Source organism: Saccharopolyspora sp. NFXS83 (assembly GCF_026241095.1).
Taxonomy (GTDB): domain Bacteria; phylum Actinomycetota; class Actinomycetes; order Mycobacteriales; family Pseudonocardiaceae; genus Saccharopolyspora_C.
In genome coordinates this window covers 138,957-156,126 of the sequence record NZ_JAPFGB010000004.1, presented here as the reverse complement: position 1 = coordinate 156,126, position 17,170 = coordinate 138,957, and the positions used below count along the sequence as shown (strand labels likewise).

General features: G+C 69.6%; 13 protein-coding genes and 1 tRNA gene. 6 read left to right on the top strand and 8 right to left on the bottom strand.

The window, feature by feature from the left end; genetic code table 11:
• Positions 1 to 435: 435 nt before the first annotated feature.
• A tRNA-Leu gene (locus OOZ19_RS06030) sits at positions 436 to 509 on the bottom strand.
• Between the two features lie 226 nt (positions 510 to 735).
• Here OOZ19_RS06030 and OOZ19_RS06025 point away from each other — a divergent pair.
• Positions 736 to 1,347: an ANTAR domain-containing response regulator gene (locus OOZ19_RS06025; protein WP_184480794.1), complete on the top strand. Its 612-nt coding sequence runs from the start codon at positions 736 to 738 to the stop codon at positions 1,345 to 1,347.
• On the opposite strand, the gene OOZ19_RS06020 is transcribed toward OOZ19_RS06025, so the two are convergent.
• Complete coding sequence (locus OOZ19_RS06020; protein WP_416309403.1) at positions 1,348 to 1,701, bottom strand: PaaI family thioesterase; 354 nt, start codon at positions 1,699 to 1,701, stop codon at positions 1,348 to 1,350.
• Positions 1,702 to 1,851: 150 nt separating this feature from the next.
• Here OOZ19_RS06020 and polA point away from each other — a divergent pair, with 150 nt between their 5' ends.
• Both polA and OOZ19_RS06010 read left to right on the top strand, forming a co-directional pair.
• Entirely contained in the window at positions 1,852 to 4,542 is a 2,691-nt protein-coding gene (gene polA, locus OOZ19_RS06015; protein ID WP_266089148.1) for a DNA polymerase I, read from the top strand.
• A 331-nt stretch (positions 4,543 to 4,873) separates the two neighbouring features.
• Positions 4,874 to 5,287 carry a VOC family protein gene (locus OOZ19_RS06010; RefSeq protein ID WP_266088991.1) on the top strand — a complete coding sequence of 138 codons (414 nt, stop codon included), beginning with the start codon at positions 4,874 to 4,876 and terminating at the stop codon, positions 5,285 to 5,287.
• Between the two features lie 174 nt (positions 5,288 to 5,461).
• Here OOZ19_RS06010 and OOZ19_RS06005 read toward each other — a convergent pair whose 3' ends face one another.
• From OOZ19_RS06005 to OOZ19_RS05990, 4 genes are all read right to left on the bottom strand, one after another.
• Positions 5,462 to 7,528, bottom strand: coding sequence for a YhgE/Pip domain-containing protein (locus tag OOZ19_RS06005; protein ID WP_266088990.1), 2,067 nt, complete (start codon positions 7,526 to 7,528; stop codon positions 5,462 to 5,464).
• Positions 7,525 to 8,163, bottom strand: coding sequence for an ATP-binding cassette domain-containing protein (locus OOZ19_RS06000; protein WP_266088989.1), 639 nt, complete (start codon positions 8,161 to 8,163; stop codon positions 7,525 to 7,527). Before OOZ19_RS06000 ends, OOZ19_RS06005 begins: the two co-directional genes overlap by 4 nt.
• Before the next feature lie 29 nt (positions 8,164 to 8,192).
• Positions 8,193 to 9,143, bottom strand: a complete 951-nt coding sequence (locus OOZ19_RS05995; RefSeq protein WP_266088988.1) for a GNAT family N-acetyltransferase — start codon at positions 9,141 to 9,143, stop codon at positions 8,193 to 8,195.
• Between the two features lie 135 nt (positions 9,144 to 9,278).
• A complete protein-coding gene (locus tag OOZ19_RS05990) occupies positions 9,279 to 10,067 on the bottom strand; it encodes a class I SAM-dependent methyltransferase (RefSeq protein ID WP_266089147.1) in 789 nt (262 codons plus the stop codon).
• 634 nt (positions 10,068 to 10,701) lie between these two features.
• Between OOZ19_RS05990 and rpsA the strand changes: the two genes are divergently transcribed.
• The gene (rpsA, locus tag OOZ19_RS05985) at positions 10,702 to 12,210 is read left to right on the top strand and encodes a 30S ribosomal protein S1 (RefSeq protein ID WP_266088987.1); all 1,509 of its coding nucleotides are present in this window, start codon (positions 10,702 to 10,704) and stop codon (positions 12,208 to 12,210) included.
• A gap of 110 nt (positions 12,211 to 12,320) precedes the next feature.
• Positions 12,321 to 13,523, top strand: coding sequence for a dephospho-CoA kinase (gene coaE / locus OOZ19_RS05980; protein ID WP_266088986.1), 1,203 nt, complete (start codon positions 12,321 to 12,323; stop codon positions 13,521 to 13,523).
• 72 nt (positions 13,524 to 13,595) lie between these two features.
• On the opposite strand, the gene OOZ19_RS05975 is transcribed toward coaE, so the two are convergent.
• Complete coding sequence (locus OOZ19_RS05975; RefSeq protein WP_266088985.1) at positions 13,596 to 14,021, bottom strand: DUF402 domain-containing protein; 426 nt, start codon at positions 14,019 to 14,021, stop codon at positions 13,596 to 13,598.
• Between the two features lie 187 nt (positions 14,022 to 14,208).
• Positions 14,209 to 14,805, bottom strand: coding sequence for a ribonuclease FAU-1 family protein (locus tag OOZ19_RS05970; protein WP_266088984.1), 597 nt, complete (start codon positions 14,803 to 14,805; stop codon positions 14,209 to 14,211).
• Between the two features lie 166 nt (positions 14,806 to 14,971).
• On the opposite strand from OOZ19_RS05970, the gene uvrB reads away from it, so the two are divergent.
• Entirely contained in the window at positions 14,972 to 17,128 is a 2,157-nt protein-coding gene (gene uvrB / locus OOZ19_RS05965) for an excinuclease ABC subunit UvrB (protein ID WP_266088983.1), read from the top strand.
• Positions 17,129 to 17,170 lie beyond the last annotated feature (42 nt).

The window sequence follows — 17,170 nt, the reverse complement described above, 5'->3', positions numbered from 1 at the left end:
TCCCGTGCGACCGCAACCCCGAGCAGGTCGGATCGTTCCGCGGAGTCCATTCCCCGTGCGGGGTCAACCAGACCAGCGCATCGGCATCGAGCAGATCGGTGCGCTCGCGGCTGATGGTGCCCCCGAACCGGTCACCGACCATCTGGCCGACCCAGGATCGGTCCGGTTCCTGCGTCGCGATGTGCTCGAACGGAAGGCCGTCGCCTCGCCTGAGCGAAACCTCAAGCCATGTCGCGTCCAGCCGGAAGAGCACCCAGCTGCCCGGCCGAGGGCGTGGAGAACGAAGGTCAACGCGAAGACCACCGTCAGTGAACGCAGAACCGCGTCGCGAACAGCGGCCATGTCGCCAGCTCGAGAACGTCGCCGCCGAACGATGGCGAATCGCGCTGAAAATTGCAGCTCACGGGCCGAATGCCATCGTGACGATGCTGTACGTGCCCCCGGTCAGAGTCGAACTGACACTGTACGGATTTTGAGTCCGCCGCCTCTGCCGATTGGGCTACGGGGGCTGAGCGTGGAGTCAGTTTACGGGACTGGTGATCACCGTGTTCGGGTGGGGGTGCGGTGCTGGGCGTGGGGGTGAACCCTGCTGGTAGCACGGGTGTGACGTGTTGGAAATCGGTGTCAGGATGGTCACCCTCCCTGGTCATCTCAGCGCGCGGTGGTGGCCGGTAAGCTGGATTTTCCCGGTGCTGACCGCACTGGACCGTGTCAGAACTACCCCAGGAGGACCCGGTGACCACGCCGGCTGCCGAGGACCCAGGCGAGGCCAAGCCCGTCGAACGTCGCGTACTCGTGGCCGAGGACGAGGCGTTGATCAGGCTCGATCTGGTTGAGATGCTCAAAGAAGAGGGATACCAGGTCGTCGGTGAGGCCGGGGACGGGCAAGAAGCCGTGCGGCTGGCCGAGGAGCTGCGGCCCGACCTGGTGATCCTGGACATCAAGATGCCGAAGATGGACGGCATCGAAGCCGCTTCGAACATCGCGGGCGAGCGCATCGCGCCCGTGGTGATCCTCACCGCCTTCAGCCAGCGCGATCTGGTGGAACGTGCGCGGGACGCGGGGGCGATGGCCTACCTGGTCAAGCCGTTCGCGAAGCGCGACCTGGTGCCGGCCGTGGAACTCGCGGTGTCCCGGTTCACCGAGGTGCAGGCGTTGGAGGCGGAAGTCGCGGACCTCAGCGAGCGGCTGGAGGCGCGCAAGACGATCGAACGCGCCAAGGGCCTGCTCATGAGCAAGCACAACCTCTCCGAGCCCGAGTCGTTCCGCTGGCTGCAGCGGACCGCGATGGACCGCCGGACCACGATGAAGGCCGTGGCCCAGGCGGTGCTCGAGAACTTGGAGTGATCAGCCCTTCGGCTGGTCGCGGATGACGCAGGTCAGGCGTGCCGTGCAGGTGCGCCTGCCCTGCTCATCGGTGACGACGATTTCGTACGTCGCGGTGCTGCGGCCCCGGTGCAGGGGCAGGGCGACACCGGTGACGACGCCTTCCGTGGTCGAGCGGTGATGCGTGCAGGACAGTTCCAGCCCCACCGCGATCCGGCCCTCTCCCGCGTGCAGCGCCGAGGCGATGGAGCCGACCGATTCGGCCAGCACCGCGTTCGCGCCCCCGTGCAGCAGTCCGTAGGGCTGCTTGTTGCCTTCGACCGGCATCGTTGCGACCACACGTTCGGGTGACCATTCGACGTATTCGATGCCCATCCGGTGCTGCAACTGGTCCGGATCCGGGTTCAAGACCTTGGCCATCGCATCGTTCACGGGCTGCTCGTTCTCGGTCGCCGTCACGGTCCACCCCTCCTCGTGCCTCGCCGCACGCGCTGTCGGGGGGTCAGCCTAGACTCCCGCGACGTGATGGCTTCCGAAGACCGACGTCTGCTGTTGATCGACGGCCATTCCATGGCCTATCGAGCGTTCTACGCCCTGCCGAAGGAGAACTTCCAAACCGGCACGGGCCAGCACACGAATGCGGTCTACGGCTTCACCTCGATGCTGATCAACCTGCTGCGCGATGAGCAGCCCACTCACTTCGCGGTCGCGTTCGACGTGTCCCGCAAGACGTTCCGCAGCGAGAAGTTCACCGAGTACAAGGCCAACCGCAGCGCCAGCCCGGACGAGTTCAAGGGTCAGGTGAGCCTGATCCAGGACGTGCTCGGGGCGCTGTCGGTGCCGGTGCTCAGCAAGGACAACTACGAGGCCGACGACGTCATCGCGACGCTCACCACGCAGGCCACCGGCGAAGGCTTCTCCGTGGCGATCTGTACCGGGGACCGCGACGCGCTGCAGCTGGTCACCGACAAGGTCACCGTGCTGTACCCGACGAAGGGCGTCTCCGAGCTCACCCGGTTCACGCCGCAGGCGGTCGAGGACAAGTACGGCCTCTCGCCCGAGCAGTACCCGGACTTCGCGGCGCTGCGCGGCGACCCGTCGGACAACCTGCCGAAGATCCCCGGTGTCGGGGAGAAGACCGTCACCAAGTGGATCCAGCAGTTCGGCTCGCTGGCGGGGCTCATCGACCGCGCCGACGAGGTCAAGGGCAAGGCCGGTGAGGCGTTGCGGGCGAACCTGGCCTCGGTGCAGCTCAACCGCGAGCTCACCCAGCTCGAGCACGAAGTCCCGCTGGGGGTCGTGCCGGACGACCTGGTGATGGCCCAGTGGGACCGGGACGCGGTGCACAAGCTGTTCGACGACCTGGAGTTCCGGGTGCTGCGGGAACGGCTGTTCTCGACGCTGTCCGCGGCGGAACCCGAAGTGGAAGAGGGCTTCGAGGTCACCGGTGGCGCGGTCGCACAGGGCGAGCTCGCCGGGTGGCTGGACCGGCACGCCCGAGATGGGCGGCGGACCGGGTTGGCGTTCAGCGGGACCTGGACGACCGGTGCCGGTGATCTGCAGGGCATCGCCTTGGTGAACGCGGACGGCGCGGGCAGCTACGCCGACGTCACCGAGCTGAGCCCCGAAGACGACAAGGCGCTGGGGGAGTGGCTGGCCGACCCGGCGCTGCCGAAGGCCGCGCACGACGTGAAAGGCCCGCTGCACGCCTTGCGCGGTCGCGGCTGGGCGTTGGCGGGGCTGACCAGCGACACCGCGCTCGCCGCCTACCTGGTGCGGCCGGGGCAGCGCTCCTTCGACCTGCCCGACCTGGTGGTGCGCTACCTGCAGCGGGAGCTGCGCGCCGAGCAGGACAGCGGTGACGGGCAGCTTTCCCTGCTCGCAGACGAGGAGCAGGACAAGGCCGACGCGGCCAACGCGGAGCTGGTCAAGGCCCGAGCGGTGGGCGAACTCGCCGACGCGCTCGACGCGGAACTGGACCGCATCGACAGCCGGAGCCTGCTCACCGACCTCGAACTGCCGCTGCTCGCGGTGATCGACGAGCTGGAGGCGGCGGGCATCGCCGTGGACTCCGACCTGCTCGACGAGCTCGGCGCGCACTTCGCGGGCCGCGTCAAGCAGGCCGCGCAGGAGGCCTACGAGGTCATCGGCAAGGAGATCAACCTCGGTTCGCCGAAGCAGCTCCAGGTGGTGCTGTTCGAGGAACTGGGCATGCCGAAGACGAAGCGCACCAAGACCGGCTACACCACCGACGCGGACGCGCTGCAGGGGCTTTACGAGAAGACCGAGCACCCGTTCCTGCAGCACCTGCTGGAACACCGCGACGCGACCCGGCTCAAGACGACCGTCGAAGGGCTGGTGAAGTCCGTCGCCGACGACGGGCGGATCCACACCACGCTGAACCAGACCATCGCGGCGACCGGCCGGTTGTCCTCGACCGACCCGAACCTGCAGAACATCCCGATCCGGACCGAGGAAGGCCGCCGGATCCGGGAGGTGTTCGTCGTCGGCTCCGGTTACTCCGAGCTGCTGACCGCCGACTACAGCCAGATCGAGATGCGGATCATGGCCCACCTGTCCGGCGACGAGGGCTTGATCGAGGCGTTCCGGTCCGGGGAGGACCTGCACAACTTCGTGGCCTCCCAGGCGTTCGGCGTGCCGATCGACCAGGTGGACCAGGAGCTGCGGCGCCGGGTGAAGGCCATGTCCTACGGCCTGGCCTACGGGCTCTCCGCGTTCGGCCTGGCTCAGCAGCTTCGGATCTCGGCCGAGGACGCGAAGGCGCAGATGGACGCGTACTTCGCCCGCTTCGGCCGCGTGCGCGACTACCTGCACGAGGTCGTGTCGAAGGCGCGCGAGGACGGCTACACCTCGACGATCCTCGGTCGTCGCCGCTACCTGCCGGACCTGCTCAGCGACAACCGGCAGCGCCGCGAGATGGCGGAGCGGATGGCGCTCAACGCGCCCATCCAGGGCAGCGCGGCCGACATCATCAAGGTCGCGATGCTCGGTGCGCACCAGGCGTTGCGCGAGGCGGGGCTGCGGTCCCGGATCCTGCTGCAGGTGCACGACGAACTGATCATCGAACTGGTCGAGGGGGAGCGCGCCGAGGTCGAGCGGATCGTGCGGGAGCAGATGGGCTCGGCGTACCCGCTGGACGTGCCGCTGGAGGTCTCGGTGGGCGCGGGCCGTTCCTGGGACTCCGCCGCCCACTGAGGGGCCGCACACTGGGGGAGCCGCACACCGAGTGCGGAGCGGTCGCCAGCGGGTGCGGCCGGGGGTGACCGTCCGGCCACCGGGTGTTGGCATATGCCGAGGACATGGTCTCCGAGCTGCGGAGATTGCGGCTTGATCACGATGAGATCATTTCGCGGCGCCGAGGTCGTCTCAGCCACTGAGATGACCGGAACGTGAGCGAGGCGGGGCCCCAGTTGGACCTTTCGGGTGATAGCCGGGATAGCCTGCCTACTTCGCGGAACAGCGGATGCCGACGAGCCGGCGCGCGGCGCGCACGGCGGACCCGGGACGGAGATCCCGGAGGAGGAAAATGATCAACATCGACAGAGTGGACCACTTGGTGCTCACCGTGGCCGATGTCGATCGGGCGGCTGAGTTCTACGAGCGCATCCTCGGGATGCGCACGGTGACCTTCCCCGGTGACCGGCGGGCCGTGAGCTTCGGGCAGCAGACCATCAAACTGCACGCCGCCAGCGAGCTCGTGGAGCCCACCGCGACGCACCCGGTGCCGGGCTCGGCCAACCTGTGCTTCGTGACCGAACAGCCCATCAGCGAGGTGCAGGAGCACCTGCGGGCCAACGACGTCCGCATCGAGGAAGGCCCGGTGGGCCGCACCGGCACCTTCGGCCCGATCACCTCGCTGTACCTGCGCGACCCCGACGGCAACCTGATCGAGGTCGCTCGATACGACGAAGAGGCCGAGGCCGCGACCAGCGCGGAGTGATCCCGAGCGGGAGCACTCCCGCACCGGGGACGAAGAACGGGGCCGTCGAGCACACGCTCGACGGCCCCGATTCGTTCTCTCAGGAACCCTTGGCCGACGATTCCGGTCGTCGTCCTGCCAGCGGCGGAGCCGCTGAGGTTCCGCTGGGTGACCGGCTGGGGAACGCCCCTCCGGTCACAAGGCCAGTTCCGGCTTGAGCCTGCCCGGCGTCCACACGCGCTGCCGCCACGCGGCGATGGTGCTCAGCATCAAACCGGCCGCCAGGTAGGCGAGCAGCACCAGGGCGGAGGTGCCCGCGGCTTCCAGGCCGGGCCCGCCGTAGAGCAGGTGCCGCAGCGCGGTCACGACGTAGCTCAGCGGCAGCACCTGGTGCAGCGGGTGCAGCGGTGCCGGGATGGTCTGCCACGGGAACGTGCCGCCCGCGGTGACCAGCTGCAGCACCAGCACGATCAGTGCGATGAACTTGCCCTTCGGCCCGAACGCCGCGTTCAGCGAGTGCACCACGGACGTGAACGCGAACGAGGTGAGCACCAGGAACCCGAGCGTCAGCCACGGGTGCGCCGGGTGCACGCCCACGCCGAACACGACCACGAGGTACAGCAGCACCGCTTGCGCGATGCCCACCAGTGCGGCCGGGAGCCATCCGCCGAGCGCCACCTTCCAGGCCGCCACGCCCGAGGCCAGCGCTCGCTGCGACAGCGGACGCATGATCAGGAACAGCACGAACCCGCCGATCCACAGCGCCAGGCCCATGAAGAACGGGGCCAGGCCCGCGCCGTAGGTGGCGGCCTTGACCTGCGCGTCGTTGTTCACGGCCACTGGATCGCCGATGGTGCGGGCGGTGTCCTCCCGCGTGGCGTCGTCGAGGTTCGGGATGTCCTGGGCGCCCTTTCCGAGTTCGTCGGCCAAGGTGTGCGAGCCGTCGGCGAGCTGCCCCGAACCGTCCGCGAGCTGGTGCGAGCCGTCGGCCAACCGGTCGGCGCCGTCGACGAGCTTGGTGGTGCCGGTGACGGCCTGCTGTTCGCCCTGGTGCAGCTGCCGGGCGCCCGAGTCCAGTTCGCCCGCGCCGTTGGCGAGCGTTCCGGCACCGTCGTTGAGCTGGCCGATGGCACTGGTCAGCGCGGGTGTGGAGTCGGCGAGCTTGCGGTTGCCGTCCGCGACCTGGCGGGCTCCGTCGGCGAGGGTGTCGAGCTGGCCGATCTGGCCCTGCACCTTGTCGTTGGCGTCGTTGATGGGCTGGTTGAGCTCGTCCAGCCCGTCGAGCACCTTCTGCACGGTCGCCTCGTCGGCGCCGGTGGCGCGCAGCTGCTCGGCGATGCGGGTCTTGGTCTGCTCCAGGTCGTCGACGAAGCCCTGCGAGACGTCGCCGAGCCTGCCCGCGGTGTCGGCGAGCTTCTCGTTGCCCTGCGCGACCTGCTCGGCGCCGTCCGCGAGCTTCTCCGACTGCTCCGGCAACGGCGCGGTGCGCTCCTGCAGCTGCTGCAGACCGCCGCTGAGCTGGTCGGCGCCGGAGCTGAGCCGTCCTGTGCCGTCCACGAGCCTGCCGGAGCCGTCCAGCAGCGCCTGTTGCCCGTCGAGCAGCTGGTGGGCGCCGGAGGAGAGCTGCCCGGTGCCGTCCTCGGCGGTGCCGATGCCGTCCCGCAGCTTGCCCGCCCCGTCGGCGAGCTTGCCCGCCCCGTCAGCGGCCTGGATCGTCTTCTCGTGCACCGTGCCGAAGCCCATCAGCAGCTGGTCGGCGGCTTCGGTTCCGGCGTCGGCGGCGACGGCCTTGCGGACCTCGCCCGCGACCTTGTCGGCGATGGTGGAGATCAAGTAGTTGTTCGTGTCGTTGGTGACCAGCCGCAGCTGCGCCTGCCTGGGTTCGAAGTCGCCAGGCGACATCAGCGCGGCCGAGAAGTCCTTCGGCACGACCAGCGCGAACGTGTACTTCCCCTGCGCGACGCCCTGCTCGGCGTCTTGGGCGCTGGTGCGCTCCCAGTCGAACGAACCGGAGTTCTCCAGCTCGTCGTAGACCTTGTCCCCGGCGTCGAGCCTGCTGCCGTCGTCGCGGGCCGCTCCTTCGTCGTCGACCACGACGGCGGCGGGCACCGAGCCGAGCCGGTTGTACGGGTCCCAGTTGGCGTAGAGGTACATCGCGCCGTAGAGCAGCGGCACGAGAGTGATCGCCACCAGGGCGAGCCGGGGGAGCTTGCCGGAGGTCAGCCTGCGCAGTTCGGTCAGGGCCAGGCGGAACGTGGTCATCGGGCACCTTCTTCGGCGCGGTTGTCCGCGCCCACTCGGGCATGGGGGACGGCGAGCCGGTCGGCGGAGTGCGGGGTGCACAGCACGATCACCGCGCGCTCCCTGCGGCATTCCCGGCGGGCCAGCCGGTGCCAGACGTGCGGGTCGCCGCCGTGCCGGTCGGGGGTGTCGAGCACCAGCGCTTCGGTCGTCTTCGCCGCGCACGCCAGGTCGACCAGCAGCCGGGTCCGCTCGGCCGCGGGGAGGTTCTCCACGCGGGTCGCGGCGTGCTCGGCGAGGTCGTGGTCGGTGAGCCAGGCGCGGACGGCGGAGCGTCCGGAGCGGCGTCCGGCGATGCTCAGGGCCTCGGCGACCATCGTGCGCACCGGCACGCTCGGTTCGGGTTCGGTGATGTCGGGGCCGTCGACGATCGCGACCCGGCGCCGCAGCGCCTTCGGGTCGTCGGCGCCGTCGATCAGGACCCGGCCGCCGCCGGGCTTGAGCCGGCCGGACAGGGCGAGGGCCAGCGCGGTGTGCCCGGAGTTCGGTTCCCCGGTCACCACCAGCAGGTCTCCGCTGCTCACGTGCAGCGAGGTGGGGGCGAGCAGGGTGCTGTGCGCTCCGTTGACCTCGACTGCGTCAGCGACGATCTCCACGCGTCGTCTCGACTCCTTCACGTGGGAGATCAGCGCAGCGCCGTTGCCGGGCGCACCTCCCACATCGTCCACAGCGGCCGGTAGCCCTGGCGGGGCCAGAACACCGACGACAGCGGGTTGGGCGGGTTGTAGTACAGGAAGCTGCCGACGACGCCGGCGCGGGCGAACTCGTCGTGCGCGGTGGCCATCAGCTGCTGTCCGACGCCGCCGCCGCGGGCCTGCTCGTGCACCGACACGCAGTTCACGTAGGCCCACCGCCCGGATCGGAGCCGGTGGCCGCCTGCTTGGCGGTCCGGGTCGATCCAGCCGCATTCGGCGAGCGCGATCGGTGTCCCGTCCTGTTCGGCCAGCCACACCGGATCACCTCCGGGGCCGCTGCCCGCGGCGAGCCGGAGCCGTGCGGCGATGCGTTTGAGCTCGGCTGCCTCAGGGCGGTGCACCGATGCGCCGACCAGGGCGGCGTAGGCGTGCTCGGCGAGTGCGAGCTCGACCACGGAGTCCAGATCGGCCGGTCCGGCGCGACGCACCTTTACGGTACCAGACAGTTTCGTATCTTCGTCGGGAGACGGTCCCGGCGGGCGGATCGCCAGGCAGGAGAGCGGGACGAAACCGTGGTCCAGCAGCGCGCGCGTCGCTCGCGCGTCCCGGCTCGGCCAGGTCACCACGCACGACGAATCCGCTGCGGGGGCCTCCTGCGCGGAGAGTCGGCGCCGCCACTCGCTCAGCAGGCCGTCCATGCCCTCCTGCGGCCGGTCGCCGAGCAGCGGGAACAGCTCGAACGTGTCGGTGGCCTGCCACAGGCTCTGGCTGGAGCCGCGCGGAACGCGGTTGTGCACGACCAGCCCGGCGACGGTCCCGCCGCCGGGGAGTCGCGCCATCAGCGGATCGCCCTTCGGCAACAGGTATCGATCCGGCAGGTCCCGGTCCAGCTCGGCGAACCGCGCGCACTGCCGGTCCACCAGTTCCTGCGCGTCACCCATGGCCGCTGAACCCCTCTCCGCGCCGCCCGGCGTCCCGGATTCTGGCAGCTCCGGGGTGATCACCGCGTCAGGTTCGGCCGGACAGGGGGCCGGAGCACGTCAGCGCCCCGGGGGGCGGGTCCGCTCCGGGGCGGATCAGTCCAGCGTGCAGCAGAAGATCGACGTGCCGGGGAACAGCCTGCCGCGCAGGCGGCTCCACTGTCCCCAGGTGTGGTCGGCGCCTTCGGGCCACTCCGGCTCGATCAGGTCCACCAGCCGCATGCCCGCCGCCGTGAGCTGGCGGACGTAGTCGCCCAGCGTCCGGTGGTGCTCCACGTAGGTCGCCTCGCCGAACGCGTTGATCTCCACGTACGGCGACCGGTCGAAGTACGACTGCGCGACGGTGAGGCCGCCCGGCCCGGGGTCGTCGGGGAAGATCCACCGCATCGGGTGAGTCACCGCGAACACCCAGCGCCCGCCCGGCCGCAGCACGCGCGCGACCTCCTGGAAGACGGCGCCGGAGTCGGACACGAACGGCACCCCGCCGAACGCCGAGCAGGCCAGGTCGAAGCTGTTCGCCGCGAATGGCAAGGTGTCCGCGCTGGCCTGCACCAGCGGCACCTCGATACCGCTGGCCGCCGCGCCTTCGGCGGCGTGGCGCAGCATCCCCTCGGAGATGTCCAGGGCCACCGGCTCCGCGCCCTGCGCCGCCAGCCACCGCGAGCACGAGGCCGAACCGGACCCGACTTCCAGCACCCGCTTGCCCGCCACGTCGCCGAGCAGCCGGACGTCGGCCTCGCGCACCCGCTCCGGGCACCAGACGAAGTCGCTGACACCGAGGAACTCGCCGTGCTCGGCCTGGTAGTCGTCGGCGTCGGCGTCCCACCACAACCGGCTCGCCTCCCGGGACTCCACGGCTCCCGCAGTGCGTTTGCTCACACCCATCGTGCCGAGCGCGCGCTCCGCTGAGGCGTGCGCGGAACCGCCGTCCAGCTGTTCTCCTGTCGCCGAGTCGGGTGAAATTTCGGTGGGCGCCGAGTGGTCGTGCGACATGAGAAGTCCTGTGGTTCGGTGTTGCGCCGGTAAGTGGTTTGCTCCGCGATCGCGCGAACGCGTACGATACCGCCCGCGCCGTGGGTCTTAACGTGTCCGTGCATTCTGGCTGGGGAAAGACGCCCGGGACCGGTTCCGCCGGTCGGCTTCGCCGACCGCCGCCGCCGGAGCCGAGCTGCCCGACCGGTTGCCGTGCCCCGATCGGGATTAGCGATGGGGGGTCCAGCGTTCGACCGTGGTGCGGCTTCGCCGAGTCGGCAGACGCGGGGCGGCCGTACCGGCCGGGGATCGCCGACGGGAGACCGTCGGGCCGGGAACCGGGAGTCGTGCGCCGCTGGTCCGGACCTGTTACACCGGGTTCCGCTCGCAGAGGTGTCGGTCCCGGAGGCTAAGATCCAGGGTGCAACCCTCAGCGGGTCGTGCGCGGATGCGTGCTGGGACTTCCGTCCAGCCGTCTCGGCGCGGGCCGAAGCGGGGGAGAACCGTAGGCAACCGACAAACTATCCGTACCGGAGCAACCCACCTGATGTCCACCGACACCACCACCGTTCCGACCACCGCCACCAAGCCGCAGGTCGCGGTCAACGACGTCGGGACGGAGGAGGACTTCCTCGCCGCCGTCGACCTAACCATCAAGTACTTCAACGACGGCGACATCGTTGAGGGCACCATCGTCAAGGTCGATCGTGACGAGGTGCTGCTTGACATCGGTTACAAGACCGAGGGCGTCATCCCGTCCCGGGAGCTGTCCATCAAGCACGATGTCGACCCGGCTGAGGTCGTCACCGTTGGCGACTTCGTCGAGGCCCTCGTCCTCCAGAAGGAGGACAAGGAAGGCCGGCTGATCCTGTCCAAGAAGCGCGCCCAGTACGAGCGCGCCTGGGGCACCATCGAGGAGCTCAAGGACAAGGACGAGCCCGTCAAGGGCACCGTCATCGAGGTCGTCAAGGGCGGCCTCATCCTCGACATCGGCCTGCGCGGCTTCCTGCCCGCGTCGCTGGTCGAGATGCGCCGTGTCCGCGACCTCCAGCCGTACGTCGGCCGCGAGCTCGAAGCCAAGATCATCGAGCTGGACAAGAACCGCAACAACGTGGTCCTGTCCCGTCGCGCCTGGCTGGAGCAGACCCAGTCCGAGGTCCGCAGCGAGTTCCTCAACCAGCTGCAGAACGGCCAGGTCCGCAAGGGTGTCGTGTCCTCGATCGTCAACTTCGGTGCGTTCGTGGACCTCGGTGGTGTCGACGGCCTGGTGCACGTCTCCGAGCTGTCCTGGAAGCACATCGACCACCCGAGCGAGGTCGTCGAGGTCGGCCAGGAGGTCACGGTCGAGGTCCTCAACGTCGAGATGGACCGCGAGCGCGTCTCGCTGTCGCTGAAGGCGACGCAGGAAGACCCGTGGCGTCAGTTCGCCCGCACCCACGCGATCGGCCAGATCGTGCCGGGCAAGGTCACCAAGCTGGTGCCGTTCGGCGCGTTCGTCCGCGTCGACGAGGGCATCGAGGGCCTGGTGCACATCTCCGAGCTGGCCGAGCGCCACGTGGAGATCCCGGAGCAGGTCGTTCAGGTCGGCGACGACGTGATGATCAAGGTCATCGACATCGACCTCGAGCGTCGCCGGATCTCGCTGTCGCTGAAGCAGGCCAACGAGGGCTTCACGCCGGACTCCGAGTTCGACCCCACTCAGTACGGTATGGCCGCCGAGTACGACAACAACGGCGACTACATCTACCCCGAGGGCTTCGACCCGGAGACCCAGGAGTGGCAGGACGGCTACGAGACCCAGCGCGAGGAGTGGGAGCGCCAGTACGCCGACGCGCTGTCCCGCTACGAGCAGCACATGAAGCAGGTCGCGAAGGCCGCCGAGGCCGACGCCGAAGCCGCTGCCGCGGGTGCCGCTGGCGCCACCTCCGAGTCCCAGGGCGGTGGAGGCGGGAACTACTCCTCCTCCGGTTCGTCCGAGCAGCAGGAGGACGCGGGCTCGCTGGCCAGCGATGCACAGCTGGCCGCGCTGCGGGAGAAGCTCTCCGGCGGAGCGTGAACGCAGGGTTGACCGTCCCGGTCTGATCCGGCACGGATAGCCGCGCACGGCCCCGCACCTGTTCGCAGGTGCGGGGCCGTCGTGCGTTCCAGGCCTGGCAAGATGGCCGCATGTTGCGCGTGGGGCTCAGTGGCGGGATCGGATCGGGCAAGTCGACGGTGGCCGCGCGCCTGGCGGAGCTGGGCGCGGTGCTCATCGACGCGGACGTCCTGGCCCGCGAGGTCGTGCAGCCGGGCAGCGCCGGTCTGGCCGAGCTCGCCGAGCGGTTCGGTCCCGAGATCCTCACCGCCGAGGGCGCGCTGGACCGCCCGGCGATGGCGCGCACCGTGTTCGGCGACGATCAGGCGCGAGCAGACCTGAACGCGATCACGCACCCGAAGATCGGTGCGTTGACCGCGCAGCGCATGGCTCAGGCCCCGGCGGACGCGATCGTGGTGCACGACGTCCCGCTGCTGGTGGAGAACGACTACGCGCCGAACTACCACCTGGTGCTCATCGTGGACGCTCCGGAGCAGGAGCGGGTCCGGCGGCTCACCGGTCGCGGCCTGGACGCCGAGGACGCGCGGGCGCGGATCCGGTCGCAGGCCACCGACGAGCAGCGCCGCGAGGCGGCGGACGTGTGGCTGGACAACACCGGCGCGGTCGAGGCCCTGACCGCCGAGGTGGATCGGCTGTGGTCGGAGCGGTTGGTCCCGTTCGAGGCGAACGTGCGGGCGGCACGACGGGCCCCGAAGTGCGCGCCGCGGATCGTGGAGCCGGATCCGGAGTGGCCGCGGGCGGCGCGGCGGCTGAGCGCCAGGGTGCTGTCGGCGGCGGGTGAGGAGGGGCTTCGGGTCGACCACATCGGCTCGACCTCGGTGCCGGGGCTGCCCGCGAAGAACGTCATCGACCTCCAGCTGGCCGTGTGGTCGATGGAGCACGCGGACGCGGTGGCCGCCTCCTTGGGCGAGGCCGGATTTCCGGCGTACCACGGGATTCAGCACGACAACGTGCACGGCACCATCGATCCCGACCCGGCGGGCTGGCTGAAGCGCTTCCACACCTCGGCCGATCCCGGTCGTTACGTGAACTTGCACGTGCGGGTGCTGGGCTCGCCGGGGTGGCGGGTGGCGCTGCTGTTCCGCGATTGGTTGCGCGCCGATGCGGACGCCCGTGCCGGGTACGTGGCGGTGAAGCGGGAGCTGGCGCAGCGCTATGGAACGGATCCCGATCACGAGCGGTACGCGGAGGCGAAGGAGCCGTGGTTCCTCGCCGCGCTGCCGAGGGCGCAGGAGTGGGCCGACCGCACGGGGTGGACGCCCGAGGAGAGCTGATCGCGCGATCAGGTGGTGGTGAGGATTCCCGTGGTCCGGGGCGGAGCGTCCGGTCCGCGGGGACGCCGCGGATCACCAGAGTTCGAAGATGCCGCGGTAGGCGAGCCACTGGTTGATGTCGCGGTGCCGGGACAGCTCCTCGAAGGTGCGGTGCACGGTGCGCAGCGCGTAGTCGGCCTCGCTGAGCCGGATGATGCCGCCGGAGATGGCGGTGGCGAACTCCTCGGCCTGCACGATCCGAGCGGAGCCGTGGTCGGGCACCTGCAACCCGAGCAGCAGGTCCGTGGTGGTCCACGATCGGGTGTCGCGTTCGATGTGCACCACGGTCAGGCTGCTGGGCTCCCGCCGGGAGTGCCTGCGGCGGGACCGGCGCCGGGTGAGCCGCAGCCCGAGGTCCGGCATCAGCCAGGTGACCTCGCCTTCGTGGGTGGGGTCCTCCGGCGTGGAGCATTCGATGGACAAGCCCCAGCGTTCCACCTGGCATCGGTCCAAGGGCACTACCGCACCAGAAGAATGCGAACGCTGCGCAGCGAACAAGTCGACGGTGTCCACCAGCTGAGGTGTGATAACGGTGCCCACGACTCCAGACCGTAGCGCTGTTTCGGGGTCAAGTGATCGTCAGTACCGTTTTTTAACGTAACTTTCCCGTGCTGTCCGGATATCGATTCGAGTCGTGCCCGGGGCATCACCGCTTCGGCGGTACAAGGGAAGATCGCACTGCGGGATCGTGAGCGGATTGTCCGGGCCAGGACAGTTCGATTCCCAGTTCGCGCAACCAGCCGTCGAGCCGGTAGCCGTGCCTGGCGAGCCCGTCCAGCGCGGTGCACGCCGACCGCATCGCGCGTTCCGCGGTCGCCTCGTCGAGCAGTTCAGCGTGCACGGCCTGCGTGAACTCGTCGACGTCGAGCAGCTCGGTGCGCACGCCGTCGGTGACCAGGACGTCCAGGTAGTGGTCCACCGTCCGCCACCGGGCGGGTCCGGGTTCGATCCGCGCGATGTCGACGTAAAAATCCCAGTCGTCGGAATGGCCGGGGTGCAGCTTCCAGCGCGTGATGCGCAGATCGTGCTCGGGCAGCAGCCACGATTCCAGCGCGCGCAGTTTCGGATGCCCAGGCATCGCGCGGCGCAGGTAGAGCCCGAACGGTTCCAGCCGGTATTCACCGACCTGCCGCACGATGCCCTTCGGATCGGTGTTGGTCTTCGCGTCCAGGTCGAAGATCTCGACCTTGGGCGGGTGCACGGGCAGTCCGAGGCGCTCTGCGATCTCGCGTTGCGTGGTCACGACGCCACTGTAGGGCGGAGGGGGCCGTGAACGGCAGGGCCGATGAGGGCCCGATCGGTCCGCAATGCTCCCGTCGCGGACACGCTGGGTGTCCGGCCGGGCGCGCCGAGTCCGTCGGGTGCCGGTCCGGGGCACGCTGTCGGTGGAGGCTCGTACCCTCGGGGACGTGGCTTTCGCGACTGAGTACCCGACCCCGGCCGACACCACCTTCCGGCCGGTCAGCGACATCCCGCGCACCGGTGGCCGCTTCCGCATGGTCAGCGACTACGACCCGTCCGGCGACCAGCCGGCGGCGATCGACGACCTGGAGCGGCGGATAAAGGCCAACGAGGCCAACGTGGTGCTGCTGGGTGCGACGGGCACCGGCAAGTCGGCGACGACCGCGTGGCTCATCGAGCGCCTGCAGCGCCCCACGCTGGTGCTGGAGCCGAACAAGACGCTCGCCGCGCAGATGGCCAACGAGATGCGCGAGTTCTTCCCGGACAACGCGGTCGAGTACTTCGTCAGCTACTACGACTACTACCAACCCGAGGCCTACGTCCCGCAGACCGACACCTACATCGAGAAGGACTCCTCGATCAACGAGGACGTGGAGCGGCTGCGGCACTCGGCGACCTCGAACCTGCTGAGCAGGCGGGACTGCGTGGTCGTGTCCTCGGTGTCGTGCATCTACGGCTTGGGCACGCCGCAGTCGTACCTGGACCGCTCGGTGCAGCTCGACGTCGGCGGCGAGGTCGACCGGGACATGCTGCTGCGCGCGCTGGTGGACATCCAGTACACGCGCAACGACATCGCCTTCGCCCGCGGCACGTTCCGGGTGCGCGGGGACACCGTCGAGGTGATCCCGGCTTACGAGGAGCTGGCGGTGCGCATCGAGCTGTTCGGCGACGAGATCGAGCGGCTCTACTACCTGCACCCGCTGACCGGGGAGATCGTCCGCGAGGTGGACAGCGTGCGGATCTTCCCCGCCACGCACTATGTCGCGGGCCCGGAGCGGATGGAGAAGGCCATCCGCGGCATCGAGGCGGAGCTCGAAGAGCAGCTGGCGAAGATGGAGAAGCAGAACAAGCTGCTGGAAGCGCAGCGGCTTCGGATGCGGACCCAGTACGACGTGGAGATGATGCGCCAAGTCGGCTTCTGCTCGGGCATCGAGAACTATTCGCGGCACATCGACGGCCGCGAGGCGGGGACGGCGCCCGCGACGCTGCTGGACTACTTCCCGGACGACTTCCTGCTGGTCATCGACGAGTCGCACCAGACCGTCCCGCAGGTCGGCGGCATGTACGAGGGCGACACGTCCCGCAAGCGCACCTTGGTCGAGCACGGGTTCCGGTTGCCGAGCGCGATGGACAACCGCCCGCTGACCTGGGAGGAGTTCGCGGACCGGATCGGGCAGACGGTGTACCTGTCGGCGACGCCCGGCCCGTACGAGATGGGCCAGGCCGGCGGTGAGTTCGTCGAGCAGGTCATCCGCCCGACGGGCCTGGTCGATCCGGAGGTCGTGGTGAAGCCGACCGAGGGCCAGATCGACGACCTGGTCGGCGAGATCCGCGAACGCGCGGAGCGCGACGAGCGGGTGCTGGTGACGACGCTGACGAAGAAGATGGCCGAGGACCTCACCGACTACTTCCTGGAGCTCGGGGTGCGGGTGCGGTACCTGCACTCCGAGGTGGACACGCTGCGCCGGGTGGAGTTGCTGCGGCAGCTGCGGCTCGGCGAGTTCGACGTGCTGGTCGGCATCAACCTGCTGCGGGAGGGCTTGGACCTGCCGGAGGTCTCGCTGGTGTCGATCTTGGACGCGGACAAGGAAGGTTTCCTGCGCTCGGGCACGAGCCTGGTGCAGACGATCGGCCGCGCGGCGCGCAACGTCTCCGGGCAGGTGCACATGTACGCGGATCGGATCACCGATTCGATGCAGCACGCGATCGACGAGACGAATCGCCGCCGGGCCAAGCAGATCGCCTACAACACCGAACGCGGCATCGATCCGCAGCCGCTGCGCAAGAAGATCGCCGACATCCTGGACCGGGTGTACACCGAGTCCGAGGACACCGCGGAAGCGGTGTCGGTGGGCGGCTCCGGGCGCAACTCCTCGCGGGGCAAGAAGCCCAGCGGCGAGGCGGTCGCCTCCTCCGGCGTGCTGGAGGGCCGGGACACGAGCTCGATGCCGCGTGCCGAGCTGGCGGACTTGGTGCAGCAGCTCAACGACCAGATGATGAACGCGGCCCGCGAGCTGCAGTTCGAGCTCGCGGCACGGCTGCGCGACGAGATCCACGACCTGAAGAAGGAACTGCGCGGCATGGACGCCGCGGGGATCAAGTAGGTCGTCCGCGCCCCGCACCCGGCTTGGGCACGGGGCGCGGAC

What these genes read in the sequence shown, in the direction of transcription:
- OOZ19_RS06020 (WP_416309403.1), bottom strand. Translation starts at nt 1,701, where the DNA reads ATGGGCATCGAATACGTCGAATGGTCACCCGAACGTGTGGTCGCAACG.
- polA (WP_266089148.1), top strand. Translation starts at nt 1,852, where the DNA reads ATGGCTTCCGAAGACCGACGTCTGCTGTTGATCGACGGCCATTCCATG.
- OOZ19_RS06010 (WP_266088991.1), top strand. Translation starts at nt 4,874, where the DNA reads ATGATCAACATCGACAGAGTGGACCACTTGGTGCTCACCGTGGCCGAT.
- OOZ19_RS06005 (WP_266088990.1), bottom strand. Translation starts at nt 7,528, where the DNA reads ATGACCACGTTCCGCCTGGCCCTGACCGAACTGCGCAGGCTGACCTCC.
- OOZ19_RS05995 (WP_266088988.1), bottom strand. Translation starts at nt 9,143, where the DNA reads ATGGGTGACGCGCAGGAACTGGTGGACCGGCAGTGCGCGCGGTTCGCC.
- OOZ19_RS05990 (WP_266089147.1), bottom strand. Translation starts at nt 10,067, where the DNA reads ATGGGTGTGAGCAAACGCACTGCGGGAGCCGTGGAGTCCCGGGAGGCG.
- rpsA (WP_266088987.1), top strand. Translation starts at nt 10,702, where the DNA reads ATGTCCACCGACACCACCACCGTTCCGACCACCGCCACCAAGCCGCAG.
- coaE (WP_266088986.1), top strand. Translation starts at nt 12,321, where the DNA reads ATGTTGCGCGTGGGGCTCAGTGGCGGGATCGGATCGGGCAAGTCGACG.